We start from the raw sequence: 16,093 nt of genomic DNA, 5'->3' as shown, positions 1-16,093 counted from the left end.
CTTAATGTGCGACCAATATCAGGGATTAAATCTGCTGGTCACTGTGTAAAAGCGTCCCAGTTTTAACTTGTCTTACAAGCCTGGATTCGCCACATTTTTACCCGGTTATCACAAAGGACGTCTTGGCTAAAATTGGTTATTTCATTATGTGGATTGGTTTAAATTGCACTCTCCGCCTCTCTTGGGAAAGGCTAATAGTCATGCAGAATGGGTGGCTGTGTCAGAAGACAAGGACAGATATTCGGAGTAAAGCAATTTTCGCGACATACGACGAGTTACCAGGGAATCTAATGGAAGTTAAAACATTCACTTCACGCCAATTAGTGGGGATCAGTACCCGCACCAATAATCATCATGAGCAGACCGAAGGAGAAGGTCAAATAGCCCAGCTGTGGCAAACTTTTAGCCAAAAATATGCCCCTTTATTATCAGAAGGCAGCACACTCTATGGCATCTATTCAGGCTACGAGTCAGATCATCATGGAGACTTTGATGCTATGGTTGCCTGCGATGCAGCTGGATTGATGGCACATGCTGATACGGATAAAACACTGCAAATTCAACAGCTAGATGGCGGGCGATACCTGAGTTTTGCAGCCCAGGGCGAAATGCCGCAAACAGTTATTCGCCTGTGGGAGCTTGTCTGGCGCTACTTCGAGCATAGTGATTGCCCATATCAGCGCGCCTACCATCAGGATATAGAAATCTATCACCAAAGTGATGAAGTAGAGATTGCTATCTCTATCCGCTAGTCATAACAACCAGGTTGTCGGGGGCAAGCTTTACCGCGTGTACAAATCACACGGACATCATTCGCTATTCCCCGCTCAATCCAGTTGATATTTAAGATTTTAGCCACGCTTTGCAATTGCTTTTTCAAATGCCAGGGTACCACACTCGCACCGCCCTGCTTAATACACAGTGCCTGTAACTCTTGTACCACTTCATTCGCATCCAGCCCCTGTGCTGCGATCGCCGGGTTTAAGTCTATTCCGGCACAAAGCACATGGGGATTATCCGCCACGTCATTCACCTTGATAGACTCACAGCAATAAAGCCGGGGTTGATTGTTCACATTAAGCACAGACAGTTGCGCGCTGGCTTGCATGGCCTGCTCCTGAAATTTACGGAACACAGCCCAGTGCTGGCATGGATCTGCAACGCTACGCATATTTCCCCAGGGCAAGGGGATGCCGTTACCGCGATATACCGCTTTAAGCTTACCGGGTAAATAGGCATCAAAGTAATGCCAATGTGGGTAAGGCGAAGCAACCGTCATCCTGCGCATTGCTACCGAGGGAGAGATCCCCAGCGCCTGATGTATGTGCGTTTCATAACCATAAGAATCTAACAATTGTCGATAAGCTACTTTAGGGCACAGTAACGCACCTGCAAAAAAGCTGGACTCAAAGTCATGCCACGCAGAGAGGATATCCTGCGCATTTGGCGCAGATTCATCCGCGTTTGTTCCGCCACTCACTCCGCCTGAGCCGAGCACACATTGCAGTCCATCTCTGTTGTGTAACACCGCATGACCCAGATGCACGGCCAAATCGTATTTAAGTCTGGGCTGATTTTGCAGCAACATACGATTGACATGGACCTGATTCGGCGGCGCAAAATATGAGGTAATGACACGCTGAAACATGTGCCCACTTTCATCGATAATCTCTCCCGGAGCTTCATCGAACCAATGCACCACAAGACCCTGTGCTTTAAGCATGCTCAGCAGAGTATCCGCATTCAAATAGAGATCTTTGCCACCCACTTCTTCTGCTGCCCGTTCAAGATCGGGAAAGTGATTCTGGTGATGTTCCTGGTGGGCGCGGATCAACAGGTGAGCAAACTGACGTCCACTGATCCCGGTCTGAGACAACATTTCCGGAATGGCTATTTGCAAAATGTCATTATCAAATAAAAAGTTAGGCTCTAATGCCATGCCGCTGATCCCGCCATGACGCCCTTTTTGTGGCGTGATTTCGGTTACTTCAGGCTCATTGTCCAAAAACCACTCTACTGGCTTCTGAAACACCTCAGCCAGATTCTCGAGCATATCACTGCTGGGCGTACGTTTACCGCGCTCGATCATGGACAAATAGGATACCGATGGCGCCGATTGTGGATCAAAGCGGATACATCGGGCAGACAAATCCTCAAGTGTTAAGTGATTTCGCTTGCGTAAATTACGAATTTTGGTGCCCAGAAAGTGTGACTTTCTCATGAGTTCTGAATTTTTTTTCACCGCTTCATTCCTGTTTACGTCTGTAAGGTGCCTGAACGCTTATGCCTCACTACTATGCCACAGCGCATGGTCAGACCAGTTTTTGTAAAATTTACACTGTAAAATTCTTTTTGTGAAATTTATCGATTTTTTTTCATACACTGAATTTGTCAACAGAAGCTTCTGCGCCCCACCGGGACTAAGCAGGTAATTAATAATAGTAGCGATATTTTGTATTGTGACGACAACAGGTGAATTGACCGGCAATTAAGCCATCACCGCACATTGGCAGCTTATATCGGGTAACATTGGTAACTGGGAATACACACATGAAAGCACAAATTCAGCAAACAGAATTAGAAAACACCAGCACAGAATGTCAAAAGCTGACCGTCGCAAAGCAGTACCTGGATCAGCATTGTCCTTTAGAATTCGGCTCTCATAAAGAAGTAAGCTCTTACGTCGTTTACTACAACCATTTAATGGTGTTCTTTGCCGATGGCCAACATTGTGGCCTCAAAAACTCCAAGCAATTCGTTGCTTTATGCGGTCATCGTGAATCTCCCAGTGCACTATTATTGAAAAAAGCAGATGGCATGCACATTGAACTGAGTTTTGACACGGGCTGTGAGCCTCGCCATCATGACCGCGCCCACCTGAACGATGTTCAGTACGAAACCCCCCTCAGTGCCGTAACTGGGGAAGGTGAAGCAGGCAGTCGTATGTGGATGAGTTTTGTGTCGGGCGTACAATATACCTTAGTGACACAACAAGACCGTAAATGTTATCGCGCCAAAAATGGCGAGGATTATCAGCTGTAATCCAGCGAGGTTAGACTTTCTGTCAGACCAAGCGTCAGTAAAAAGTGCTCGTAATCATGCGAGCACACAACCGATAGCCTTTATTTCTAATGTCAAAAGCCAGACGACCAAAATTGCTAATAACTCTTAGCCAAAGCACTGTAATATATGCCGCTTTTAACGTTCCCGATAACGTAATGGTTTACCATTATCGCACTTAGTTTATCGATCTTTCGACTCATCAAATAGGCCTTTTCCGCACTATTCTTGGTGGCAAAGTCATAGAAAACCTGCCGATAGCGTTGCGCTCCTCAGCCAGTTACATTTACAAAAACCTCAGATGTCAGTAAAGCATTCAGATTAATTTCAGCTAACCTCAATATAATCTCGCTCTTTTTTATTGCGCACATGGGGATTATGAAACTCGTTATCGATTGGTTAAGGGGCATTAACTGGATGCTCTGGGCATTGTTATTAGGTATAGTGTGTGGCCTTATTTTTGGTGAACGGGTGGCATTTTTAAAGCCACTCGGCGAGGGGTTTGTCAAACTCATGCAGATCACCATTTTCCCTTACATCGTCGTCAGTCTGGTGGTCGGTCTGGGCAAATTTAACCCGGATCAGGTTAAGTCTATTTTAATTAAAGCGACCACAGTCATGATCAGCCTTTGGCTGGTTGGTCTGGCTGCTATCTGGGCGTTTTCACTTACCTTACCCAGCCATGATGCGGGCACTTTTTTCTCTCCTGCATTGGTCGCCAGTGCCCCCGACGTTGACTTTGTCAGCCAGTACATTCCTGCTAACCCTTTTGCTTCTATGGCTGAAGGCAATGTGCCAGCACTGGTCATATTCTGTATTGCACTGGGGCTGTCATTAATTTCTAACGGGAAAAAGAACAGTCTACTAGATGTGTTGGAAGTTGTTGGCCAGGGGTTGTCCTTAATTTCAAAGAAAATCATTAAACTCTTTCCTATCGGGATCTTTGCAATGACCGCCAGCACTGCGGGCACCATCAGCATGGAAGAGTTAAACAACTTGCAGATTTATCTGGTTCTGGTCACCTGCCTGGGTGTTTATCTGATGTTCGCCTTGCTGCCCATGCTAGTCGCGGCGTTAACCCCGGTAAAATATCGCGACCTCATTATGGTGATGCGCAATGCCTGGATAACTGCATTCAGTACGGGCAATGTCTTTATTGTCCTCCCAGTGATCACTGAAGGAATAAAAACACACCTGGCAAAGATAAAGCGCAGTGATGAAGAGTCAGATCACATTGCAGAGGTGCTGGTGCCCATCGCCTATACTTTTCCGAGTCTCGGCAAACTAACAACATTGATGTTTGTTACCTTTGCATCCTGGCTTACCGGCAGCCCGGTTACCCTGGAACAGATCCCCAACGTCACGCTGTCTGCCATGCTGAGCTATTTTGCAAACGTCCATATTGCCATCCCTTACCTGCTGGACAGCCTGAAAATTCCGGCAGATAGTTATCAGCTCTATCTGTCGATGTCAGTGCTGACGGCTAAAATAGTGTCACCAACGACTGTGATTTACATTTTTTCGTTTGTGCTACTGAGCATCTTTTACACCAAGCGTCAGCTCCATTTGAAGCGGATACGATCTATCTATTACCTGACTTTGCTTAGCGCCCTGCTACCCGCTTTTATGCTGCTGAGCTTCACGGCCAACAACCATCTGGCCCGTGATACACAGGCAGCGGATGAGATCATTGCCAATATGGTGGTCTCTGATCGGGTTCCCGCCGAAGTACTGAATCATGTACCTAAAGCCTACCAAAGCGGCGAACTGTCTTTGACGAACATAGAGGTGATCAAAAAACGGAATTTACTGAGAGTGGGTTACCTGGTCGATAACGTTCCATTCAGTTACTTCAATCAAAAAGGTGAACTAGTCGGATTTGATATCAGTCTGGCACACAAACTGGCGGCAGATCTGAATGTCAAAGTTGAGTTTATTCCCTTTAAAAAAGCGCAGCTTGCAGAATACCTGAACAAAGGCTTCTTTGACATTGCTATGTCCGGGCTGGAAATCAACGTGGCAGACCTCAGCCAGATCAGGTTTAGTGCTCCCGTCCTCGAGCTACAATTGGCCTTAATTGCCAAGGACCACCGGCTTAAACAGCTAGCAACCCGGGAACAAGTGATAAACTACAGTGGACTGCGTCTTGCACACGTAGAGTACACCCCGTTAATGCAGGATTTGGCAAAAAAATATTCGCATATTCAGGTATCTGCGCTATCTAACCACCAGGCCTTCTTCGAGTCTGACGGGCAGTTCGATGCCATGGTGATCAGCGCGGAGGCGGGATTTGCCTGGAGCATGTTCTACCCCGAATTTGGTGTGGTCGTGCCTAAGGGTGCACAGCTAAAATATCCGGTGGGCTTTGCTGTTGCGAAGCGCAATCTGGATATTCTGAGCTATGTTGATGCTTGGCTGACCATACAGAAAAGCCAGGGACAAATAGACAAAAGCTATGACTACTGGATCCTCGGAAAAGGAACCCAAAACAAACAGCATCGCTGGTCTTTAATGGATGAGCTGGACTACGACTTTGACTTAAAACTCAATTGACCAACTAGTGACAGGCTTTTGCCTGTCACTCTCCTGACCACAGACAAATTCAATTCAGCGCTTGTCATTACATCAAATAGCTGATCAGCACACACACAAAGGCAATCACCTGAAGCAGATGCAGGGTCAATAACTTTAATAAAAATGGAAGCTTGATGGTTTTATGCCTTAAAACCAACATGATTTGCAAAGTCGCCATGTGTAATGCACTGGCAGACACGATTAAAAGCACACGTTCCGAAATGCGCTCTGTGCCTTTTTTAGACAACGCTTTGTCTCTTCCATACACAGCAAATGCGATGGCACTGGAGAGCAACAGATACACAGGGATAGACCAGGCAGGTAAGGACAGCGCAATTAAACTGGGCGTAATGGCGAATACCATCAGTATTGCAGACAACCCCCAGGACACCTGCAATAAAGAATACACAAAATACTTTTTATACATGCTAGTGAGAGCTCACTCAGAACATGGCGAGAAATGTACACGAAACATCTTAAACAAGCATCCCCTGCACGCCTTTTGTTATGAAGACTGCTGTTGCTGAGCAAGCCGTTGAGCGTTAATCATCATAAATAACTCTGCCGTTGCCTGCGCGTCGGCCATGGCTCTGTGATGTTGAGTCAGCGAAATCCCCAGTTCAGCACAGACTTTATTTAGTGCGTATGATTTCAGCCCCGGCAACCACTTCCTGGCCTGCTGAACAGTGCACAACTTAGGCTTTTGAAAGGATTGTTCAAGACGGGCAAATTCCGCTTTAATAAAGCCCATATCAAAATTCACATTGTGCGCCACAAATATCGCATCCTGCATAAAGTCATAGACCTGCTTTGCAAGGTCAGAAAAATAGGGCGCATTTGCGACCATCTCGTTACTAATACCCGTTAATTCAGTGATGTATTTAGGGATCCGACGTGTTGGATTAACCAGACTCTGCCATTGATCAACGACCTGACCATCAACGACTTTCACCATCGCAATTTCGGTAATACGATCAAACTCTTTCTTACCTCCAGTGGTTTCAACGTCGATCACGACATAAGCCTGTTGTGGTGCTATCTGCCAGCAAACTTGTTGAATATCCACCCTAAACCCGGATTCCATGAGCCGCCTTATTGTCACCAGCTGATTGCGTCTGAGGCTATCTCCGGGAGCTTTGATCTCAACAAATGAGACATCATCGCCATTAATACAGATCAGATCCGGATAACCATCCCTGAGCATTTTAAAATCTTTACACATTGCAAGCAGATGTGTTTTGAGTGCAGTGACAGGAATAACCCGGGCCACCATCAACACGAGGTCCAGTGTTGAGCGATGCCAAAAGACCAACCTGTTCGGCTTGCCAAAGTGCGCAGTGGCCTGACGCAGCAGCCAATCGAATAAACTCTGATTATCCGCCATTGCGTCGAGGATCTGCTCAATCTCCTCGCTATGTACCTCATAAAACTGATTGTATTTTAAACTTCTCGGCATTAAATCAAATTCATTACTCGCTGCACTGGCTGTAGATTCATAAAGCACAGGCCAGAAGGCTAAAACAAATAACATGCGCCAGAACTGATTTTCACCATGATAAGCACTGCTGCCCTGGCGGTGATACCAGGCAATTGCCCCTTGCTCTGGATACCCGACATAGGCCTCATCGAGTGCGATAGGGGGGCCACTTTGGCGCAGCATATCTGTCAATACAGAGGTACGCTTGGTAGTAAACTTCAGCGCCGAGAAATCTTCGGCAAATAACAGCAATTCTTCATTTTGTGGGCAGGACAACACCGCTTCCAGCTGAGTCCGGCAAGCATCATGTTCCCCGGCGGCATATAAGGCACGAATATACTTTTCTTTTGATTTTGGATGATTACTGAGCGCAAGCATGGCCATTGCGAGCTCAGGTTTATCTGGCTCCAGCTGACAAGCCAGCTTGTGTGTCAGATCATCTCGCCTGGCATGGGCCATTGGCCCCTCAGCAACTGGCACCCGCGCTTGGCAGATCTGCTCAGCCAACAGCGCTTTACCCTCTATGTCTAAATTATTCAGATGTTTACATTGGCTTAGATAAAAATAGGCACTTTGCGCCTCTGCCAGTTCAGAGAAATGTGCGTTGCCCGTCGAGATGCCCTCACGTGTTTGCATAACACCCAGATCACGTAATGAAAACTGTTGTAAAGTGCCTCCGAGCTTGCCAAAAAACAGAAACAACCAGTATTCAAAATCCGCTTTGATTGGTGCACATAGGTGCGCTTCAAATACCGATGTGCCAGTCAGATCAAAGCTTGAACTCAGTGTCTGGACGAACTCTATCCATAGCGCTTTTTTTGCAGATTTAGTCGGAGTAGCACCCGTTATATTTCCTGATGATGTCAGCTCGGCGACAATGCTCTGCAGCTGCTCTTTCGTCAGCTCATTCAGCAGTACACTGGTATCGCCCGCTTGTGCTGTACTAATCAACCCCTTGTTCTGCAGGTCTCTCAGCGCTGAACCCGTATCCTTAATTTCTGAGTAGTTCAGCTGCGCTCTGGTTACAAATACCCGCTTGCGATTAATAATACGCAGCAGCAAACACAAGCAATTCTCATCAAGCATGCGCAGTTCAGTGAACAACGCCTGCTGCGATGGAGTTAACAAGTGAAGACTGGTTTTTGAAATAAATTCCTGCAATTCATAGAAATGAGTGAGGTAATACTTTTCTGGTAACGCTTTTAACATAAACTCCCTACCCCAAATAACCTCGGCGCGATTCCATTTATATGCTGAGGAAAATGGCGCTTCAAAGATAAGTAATCATCAAAAGAGTTCGTTAAAAACGTCCTCAAATTGTTCTCCATTATTCAATCTTTCTAAGCTACTGTACATAGTCTTTGGATTCATCGGTTTAACGGCCATAAGCGATGCCTGGTAGTACTCAACCTGAGTGTTTGGGAAGTCACTAAGATAAAACACCGACTTAATCTCAGCGAGTTCATCATGTTTCAGGTCGATGTTTTGTGCTAAAAACGGAGCACGATAATCTACCAGGATCCCCGTCCCTTCAATAAACCACGCAGGTAATTGAGTGAGCTCGACAAACAGATTTGTTCTGTGTCTGACTTCAGCATGGACAAGCTCATCGGCGACAACATCTGCATTGAGCCCCTTGGGACCCAGAAAGATACACTCTCTAAAAAAGCCAGTAATTTGCATGCCTGTCGGGTTAAACCCAAATTTTGCATATTTGGTTTGGGCGGTCGCGATAATTCTGGGGTCAGAAGTAGGTGCACCATAAACATGGGGCACTCTTTGTACAGCAGTCTGAATAGCATGAGCCAGGTTAACTTGTTGCTGGCTATCGATGCTTTGATCAATATATAAATTGGGTGATACTTCATTGAAATGGGTACTGCCTATGAGTTCACAAGCAATCGCCTCTTTCTTAAAAAACCCACAGGCGGCAACAAAAAATGAGATCAAAACAACAGCGACAGACCTAACTATGTTCACTTATTTTCCCAAAACTGATTGCAATATCGTCACCAGAGTAGCCACTTTAAAAAACTGCCCAATGCTCCTAAGCCGTATACTATTCAGGTAACTTAACAAGAGTCAAATCACCATGTATGATACGTAAGTATATTGGCAGGAGGCTATTACATTATTCTTCTACCACGATATGTTCATAGTCGAGGTGCTTTTTCAGACAAGTCAGTAAAGCCTCTATTGATACAGGTTTACTTAAATAATCATTCATACCCGCTTCGAGACACTTCTTCTCATCACCCACCATCGCATTGGCGGTGAGCGCAACTATGGTAATGTCTGTGTTTGATTTACCCGCCTGCCCTTTACGAATGGCTTTGGTGGCATGAAACCCGTCCATTTCAGGCATCTGACAGTCCATCAGAACCAGCGAATACCCCTCTGAGTATTGGTATTCTCTTAAATTGCGCAACGCCTCATTCCCATCACTGACAACATCGACGGATTCAATGTCGAGCTTTTGCAACATGCTTACTGTCACAATCTGGTTAACCTGATTGTCTTCTGCTAACAAGATACGTGGCTTTGGTGCCCATTTTACCGGTGTTGTATCCTGGTGCGGATCTTTCATGCTTTTTAAATAATGCGTTGTAACCAAAGGCTTGGCATTAGCGAGCGCCTCACCATCATCAGCAACCACTGACAGCGCATTAAACAGATCTTCGGTTGTTGCTGGCTTGGGAAAATACCCCGAAAAGCCTAAATCAGCAAAAAAGGACGCATCTCCCTGATGACCTATCGAGGTCATCATGATGAGTTTGATCCCCTGAAAGCGTTTATCTTCTTTGATGGTTTTGCCCAGTTGCGCACCGTCCATATTGGGCATCTGCATATCCAGTAATGCAATATCAAACATTCGACGCTCACCATCATGATGGCGTTTTTCGCATTCAGCTAACGCGGCTATTCCTGAAGAGGATTCAAATACCTGGGCACCCCAGTGCCTGAGCTGCTGACCTAATACTGTGCGGTTGGTCTGGTTATCATCCACAACCAGTAACTCAAGCTGAGACATATCCAGGTCCGGAAGCACCTGTTTTGACTGAGCACTTTTCTCCAACAGTACAGTAAAAGTAAAGGTACTGCCTTCACCTTCGATGCTCTGAACCGAAACATCACCGCCCATCAGCTGACACAGTTTTCTGACAATCGCCAGTCCGAGGCCTGTTCCACCGTATTTTCTCGTCGTGGACGAATCAACCTGAGAAAATGAATCGAACAAGGCGGCGCTTTTTGCTTTAGGGATCCCTATGCCGGTATCTGTAATAGCGCACTCAAGGCGCAGCACATTATCACCCTGCTCAATCAGTTTCCCCTGAATGATGACTTCACCCTGCTCAGTAAATTTAATAGCATTGCCGACCAGGTTAGCGAGGATCTGGCGGATCCGACTCGGATCGCCTTTGGCCATGCTTTCTTCAATGTCTAGCGTGTCCAGCACGAGTTCAAGCCCCTTACATTGGGCCTGTAAAGCCGCGGCTTCGGCGAAGTCTTCAAACATACCTCGCAAATCAAAGTCGAGCATTTCCAGTTCAAGCTTACCCGCATCTACTTTAGAAAAATCAAGTATGTCGTTGATCAGGTTAAGCAGCGAATTGGCACTGCTCATAGCAAGTTTTACTCTGTGTGTTTGTTGTTCGTCGAGCTCATTGCTGAGCAGTAAATTGAGCATACCCAGCACCCCGTTCATTGGGGTACGGATCTCATGGCTCATAGAGGCAAGGAACTCACTTTTTGCCCGACTAGCCTGCTCTGCCTGACTTTTAGCCTCGGCAAGCGCCCTTTCTTGTGCAATTTCCTCAGAAATATCCTGAATAATCCCCACATAAGCCACCAACTCTCCCTGATCATTGCTCACCGGGGCAATGTGCAAATTGTTCCAAAATGGCTTACCCAGCTTAGTGTAATTAAGAATAACGGTGCGATGTGCTTTACGCTCTTTAATCGCATCCACCATATTGGCGACCACTTCCGGCGCCGTTTCTTCACCTTGTAAGAACTTGCAGTTAGTCCCCAATACTTCCTCGTCATAGCCAGTAATAGAGGTAAACGCGCTGTTGATGAAGGTCAGTGGCAGACCCGGTACTTTGGCATCCGAAATAATAATACCCACATCGCATGACTCTATAGCATAAGCCAACAGATCATTGTGTTCTTTTGCCTGACTTAATGCCTCCTGAAACATTTTTTGGTCTGTAATGTCAGTCAAAGAACCGGACATACGAATGGCTTTTCCTGAATCATTTCTCAGTGCCAGCCCCTTCGAGCGAAAATAACGGTAATCGTTCTGTTTAGTCCGCAAACGAAACTCTACATCAAAGCCGCCATTGCCATTCAAATGCTCCTGCAATGCAGAAAATGTGGTGCTTCTGTCTTTTGGGTGTAAATGCTGCTCAAGCACTTCAAAACGATCGGGAAAACCTGTGTGATCCGACGCGCTGTAACCCAGTAACTCCCTGTAGCGTGGTGAATAAAATACATCGCCACTTTCAATATCCCAATCCCAAATCCCATCGTGGCTGCCTTCAATTGCTAACTTAAAGCGCTCTTCACTTTTCTTAATCATTTGCTCTGACGTTTGAAGTCGCTTAAACGGATTAAGGAGTAACTGACGACCAAAAAAGAGTAACAGCAGAAATGACAGGGACAAACCAATAAAAATGGCCTGACCCAGCTCAACGATAAAATCAAAGACGCTATCATCTATGGTTGACTGACTGATCATCAGACTGACATGAATATCCGTGCCCTGTATTTGTGCATTGTGCAGCTCAACGTATTCAGCACCGGGCGCAGCATTACTGTATCCAACCCATTGCCCGGACAACTCAACCGCCTGCGCCTGATTACTCAGATCCAGCGCAAGAAGATTGGCCAGATCTGTATCAAACTCAGCAACCAGCACCCCCTCCGTAAATCCGTTATATTCAATGGGCACAGCAATCACAAAACTAAATAACTGCTCATTTCGATGCAAAATCACGGCGTGAGACAGCCGGCCATCAAGTAACTGCTCCAGCCATTCACGCTCTTCTTTCTCTGCGGTTAACACCTGACTGCTACGATACACAGGCTCACCAAGGACATTGTATAAAGAGATCGGCTCCTTTTTGCCCAGGATACGATACTCAGCCAGAAAGTCAGACAAAGAAGCCCGAGAGATGTCTGACCCCATAACGCCATTGGCAAGGATAGGATATTGCGCCAGATCTTTAAGGAGTACCAGGCGAGTACGTAAAAACTGTCCCAGATTACTAACCCCTAACCGTGCTTCGGTCTGACGGACCTCAGTTTGCACCTGTCTAATGGCGGTATCAGCATGGTTACTGAGCATAACCAGACTTAAAGACACAGACAAAACCAGGCTACACAACAAAAATGCATAGAATGCTTTGTCGGAGCTCATTTTAAATAGCGACTTCACGGCATTATTCTTCATTGATTGTTTAGCACCTTGATACTACCGTCAGCGTTATAGCTGGCCATACAGATATCATCCAGGCCCAATGCTTCATGCGCGTCAGGCTGTGACTTTGTCCAGCGAGAAAAAGGCTGCTCATACACTTTGATCAGACCCTGAACTGGCTTCTTCAGATTCTCCAATGCATCACGCAACGCCGCCCTGTCTTTTTTGACATCACCACTTAAGGCAATTTGATCGAGCGCGCTAAGCATTACCCGGCCCAGATCATAGCCATGAATGAAACCGGCGGGTGACTGAATAAACTCACCATTGATCACCTTGTCAGGATATGAAACCACTAACTGCTGCCAGACCTTAGCGGCAAACTCAGAGTGTGGCTTTTGTTGAAAAGAGAAACAACTTTGCAAAAAGTGTAGGTCAGTACCAGTGCGTAACTCATCAGCTACCTGCGTAAAAAAGTTACCGCCCGTTATGCCCCAATGGCTGATAATGGCCGGGCGCTGCGCTTGCGGTATTTGCGCAACGGCTTTAACCAGCTGTTTGCCTTCCAGTGCATTACCCACAAAGATGACACAATCATGGCCTGCTGCGACAATCTCTCGCACCATGATCTTGGTGGCATTCATTTTCATATTCCAGTTAAACCAGGTCACGGGCGCTTCGGATTGCCCCAATGTGCGGGTTATGGTCTGATAGTTTGACTTACCCCAGGGCGTACGCTCTAGCAACATATGTGATGAACGACACTGCTTTTGCTTGGCAAACTCTACCAGCCTCACACCGGCTTTGGTGTCGTCAATCGATAATCTAAACACCCAGTTAGTGGCTTGCGGATAACGCGTTACCGGCCCGCCTGCGGCCCAGGGGACCAACAGCAAAATGCCCTGCTGATTAATGAATTCACGATGCTTAATGTAGGGAGGGGAATGTAAGCCACCAAGTACCAGTAATGCACTGTCGTCCTGCAAAAAGCGCCGCATAGTTAATAAACTGCGGTTACTGTTGCCGCGGTGGTCTTTTTCGAGCAACTGTAGCTTAAACCCCTGAACCTCAAAATCACGCTCCCTGAGCGCACTATTAAAGCCCATCTTCATGGCCTCAGCCGACACGCTATGGCTACTGTAGTCTGAATCATGATAAATACGCAGCACTGGCCGCTCAGCCGCGTTTACACACGTACTGACAGACAAGATGCAAAGTAAAATAGCTAACAGTATCCGTCCCATATAAATTAGCGCGTTAAGTAACTGATTATTTAAAGTTAGACTATTTCAAAAAGATTGCTTAGTGCAACACCTTATCAATCTTTTTAGTCGGGATAATGGTATACCTCTATCGGCTGACTGCGCCCACTGAGTTCCACCTTAGCAACCCGCTTGAGTTGCGTGAGCTGCGACTGCTGAACACTTTGCTCGCTGATAAGCAGTGGATGCTTCAATTCTTTGGTTTTACTCTCAATGCGTGCAGCCACATTCACGGTATCGCCAATTACGGTATAGTCCATACAACTGCTGCTCCCGACATTACCCGCTATGGCAACACCACTGTGAATACCAATGCCAATCTTAATAGCAGGCAGTCCTTCTGCAATAAACTCCTGGTTTAGCAGCGCCAGTGCCTCAAGCATTTCCCTGGCGGCCTCAATGGCATTTTTGGCATTGTTCTCTTCCTCCTGAGGAGTACCGAACACGGCCATAATCGCGTCACCAATGAATTTATCTATCATGCCTCGATGGATAAAAATCACACTACTCATTCGGGAGAAATAACGATTTAGCAGCCGTGTTATCACTTCCGGATCGTGCTGTTCGCATAACCGGGTGAAGCCCCGAATATCGGCCATTAATACGGTAACATTACGCTTCTCTCCCCCAGGCTCAATGTCTATATCACCGCGCTCAACGGCTTTAACCAATTGCTCAGGCAAATAGCGCAGGAGCCGCTCACGATGGCGTAATTTGGTATAAGTTCCGGTGATATAGCTAGACAGAGACCAGGCAAGAAAGCCGGAACAGATCATGATTACTTGTTCATGGATCTCAATCGCTCTGGCAGTGTGGCTGTGCTCCAGCACCAAGGTTCCGGTGACGACACAGCACAAAGTAGAATAGTAGATAATCAACTTACCTTGACGAAACGCACTCATTATATTGAATAGCAACAGTACGCTCACCAGCATTAGTTCGAATTCGGTCTGGTGAAGGTCTTGCAAAAAGTGCTTAAAAACGTCTAAAGACTCAACCTCCAGGGAAACGACGAGAATGATCGCGTAATCAAACAGAATAGACACATATTTTAGCCAGGGTTTATATCCTTCAGAACTGGCCCAGCGCACCACCAAGCCACACCAGCAGATCACCACCGCAATGGTGACTAAATCGACTACCACCAGCGTCGTGTCCCAGCCAATACTGTATAAACCAATCACCAGCTCTGTAACAAACAAAGCAATCAAGCCGTAAAAACGCAGCTTGTTCACATGGAGTTCCATCTCCATTTCGCGTCTTTGATAACAATCGGTCAGCAGCTTGTCAAAACTGCTGTCTATGTCCTTTAACCATTTCATCAATCAGCTCGGCACGTTGACAGGATTACCAACAGTTTAGACTCAAGCGACGCGATTATTTAGCTTAAGCAACATGTTTTTATACATACTGGCGACCGCCGAGGGACCAAGCTCTGGATTGTCTATGATCAAGTGATTGAATTTAGGGGAGGAGTTCAGCTCAATCAGATAAAATTGGTCATCCTGACCGAGAATAATATCAAAGCCAACAAACCCGATATTTGCCAATTCAAACACCGGCTTAACAAACTCGAACAAAGCGGAGATCAAGGCCTCGTCTTGCTCAAGCGTAGCCACTTCATTCTTTTCCCAGTAGCGCACATTAAATGTCTGCGCCATCCCTCTTTTATATGCCAGTAAAGGTTCACCAAAACCGCAAACCAGACGATATTCGGCCTTGTTCTCAACATACGCCTGCGCCAGCGCAAGGTAATCATAATGCTTTGACTGGTCATTAAATATCTCGGTAAAGGCGGCAATAAGCGATGTTTGATCGTGACACAAATGGACATTTATCCCCAGCGCACCACTGTTACTTTTCACCACCACGGGGTAACCAAACTGGCGCTCAACGGCCTCAACAATCTCATCCATGGTTTGATATTGCAGATAGTGCTTGTACTCATCTGGTACATTTGGATCGAGAAATGAAAGTGTTTCAGGCATGGCGACAGCTTGATTAAACGCCTGATATGAGTGCATTTTATCCCGGCATATACCGTAGATGGATTCGGAGTTAAACGGGGTTTTATTTAGTTCAAAGTACTCGACGCCATGGTTAAAGTACACCCGTACCAGGTTTTGTTCCTGGTCGATACATTCATATCTTAACCCCAGCTGTTTACATGCCTCAATCAGGCAGGCGACCTGTCTCTCCAATTTACTTCTCCGTTTCGGGGCACCAAGCCACCTGTTGTCATGGCGGCAAGTATCCCTGCGAATACGCCGTTTGGCAAGTCCAAGACTGTGTTTAAAT

Annotated in this window: 11 protein-coding genes; 3 read left to right on the top strand and 8 right to left on the bottom strand. The window is 46.3% G+C overall.

What is annotated here, in order from left to right:
• Positions 1 to 290 precede the first annotated feature (290 nt).
• Positions 291 to 752 (top strand): GyrI-like domain-containing protein, encoded by a 462-nt coding sequence (locus PRUB_RS24590; protein ID WP_010380655.1) that lies wholly within the window; start codon positions 291 to 293, stop codon positions 750 to 752.
• Here PRUB_RS24590 and PRUB_RS24585 read toward each other — a convergent pair.
• Positions 749 to 2,242 carry a DUF3612 domain-containing protein gene (locus PRUB_RS24585; protein WP_010380654.1) on the bottom strand — a complete coding sequence of 498 codons (1,494 nt, stop codon included), beginning with the start codon at positions 2,240 to 2,242 and terminating at the stop codon, positions 749 to 751. The genes PRUB_RS24590 and PRUB_RS24585 overlap by 4 nt on opposite strands.
• A 308-nt stretch (positions 2,243 to 2,550) precedes the next feature.
• Here PRUB_RS24585 and PRUB_RS24580 point away from each other — a divergent pair, with 308 nt between their 5' ends.
• Together PRUB_RS24580 and PRUB_RS24575 are read left to right on the top strand one after the other, a co-directional pair.
• Positions 2,551 to 3,042, top strand: a complete 492-nt coding sequence (locus PRUB_RS24580) for an aldolase/citrate lyase/malate synthase family protein (RefSeq protein WP_010380653.1) — start codon at positions 2,551 to 2,553, stop codon at positions 3,040 to 3,042.
• A 435-nt stretch (positions 3,043 to 3,477) separates the two neighbouring features.
• Positions 3,478 to 5,613 (top strand): cation:dicarboxylate symporter family transporter, encoded by a 2,136-nt coding sequence (locus PRUB_RS24575; protein WP_010380652.1) that lies wholly within the window; start codon positions 3,478 to 3,480, stop codon positions 5,611 to 5,613.
• 67 nt (positions 5,614 to 5,680) lie between these two features.
• Here PRUB_RS24575 and PRUB_RS24570 read toward each other — a convergent pair whose 3' ends face one another.
• From PRUB_RS24570 to PRUB_RS24540, 7 genes are all read right to left on the bottom strand, one after another.
• The gene (locus PRUB_RS24570) at positions 5,681 to 6,061 is read right to left on the bottom strand and encodes a DUF1294 domain-containing protein (RefSeq protein ID WP_010380651.1); all 381 of its coding nucleotides are present in this window, start codon (positions 6,059 to 6,061) and stop codon (positions 5,681 to 5,683) included.
• Positions 6,062 to 6,139: 78 nt separating this feature from the next.
• Positions 6,140 to 8,320, bottom strand: coding sequence for an exonuclease domain-containing protein (locus PRUB_RS24565; protein WP_010380650.1), 2,181 nt, complete (start codon positions 8,318 to 8,320; stop codon positions 6,140 to 6,142).
• 78 nt (positions 8,321 to 8,398) lie between these two features.
• The gene (locus tag PRUB_RS24560) at positions 8,399 to 9,091 is read right to left on the bottom strand and encodes a hypothetical protein (RefSeq protein ID WP_010380648.1); all 693 of its coding nucleotides are present in this window, start codon (positions 9,089 to 9,091) and stop codon (positions 8,399 to 8,401) included.
• Between the two features lie 151 nt (positions 9,092 to 9,242).
• Positions 9,243 to 12,566 carry a response regulator gene (locus PRUB_RS24555; protein ID WP_010380647.1) on the bottom strand — a complete coding sequence of 1,108 codons (3,324 nt, stop codon included), beginning with the start codon at positions 12,564 to 12,566 and terminating at the stop codon, positions 9,243 to 9,245.
• Complete coding sequence (locus PRUB_RS24550; protein ID WP_040644799.1) at positions 12,563 to 13,777, bottom strand: ABC transporter substrate-binding protein; 1,215 nt, start codon at positions 13,775 to 13,777, stop codon at positions 12,563 to 12,565. The genes PRUB_RS24555 and PRUB_RS24550 overlap by 4 nt, the downstream gene beginning before the upstream one ends.
• 83 nt (positions 13,778 to 13,860) lie before the next feature.
• Positions 13,861 to 15,117 (bottom strand): adenylate/guanylate cyclase domain-containing protein, encoded by a 1,257-nt coding sequence (locus PRUB_RS24545; protein ID WP_010380643.1) that lies wholly within the window; start codon positions 15,115 to 15,117, stop codon positions 13,861 to 13,863.
• 42 nt (positions 15,118 to 15,159) lie between these two features.
• The gene (locus PRUB_RS24540; protein ID WP_010380641.1) at positions 15,160 to 15,996 is read right to left on the bottom strand and encodes an ATP-grasp domain-containing protein; all 837 of its coding nucleotides are present in this window, start codon (positions 15,994 to 15,996) and stop codon (positions 15,160 to 15,162) included.
• Between the last annotated feature and the right edge of the window lie 97 nt (positions 15,997 to 16,093).

The organism is Pseudoalteromonas rubra (assembly GCF_000238295.3).
Classification (GTDB): Bacteria; Pseudomonadota; Gammaproteobacteria; order Enterobacterales; family Alteromonadaceae; genus Pseudoalteromonas; species Pseudoalteromonas rubra.
This window is presented reverse-complemented; position numbering and strand designations above follow the sequence as displayed.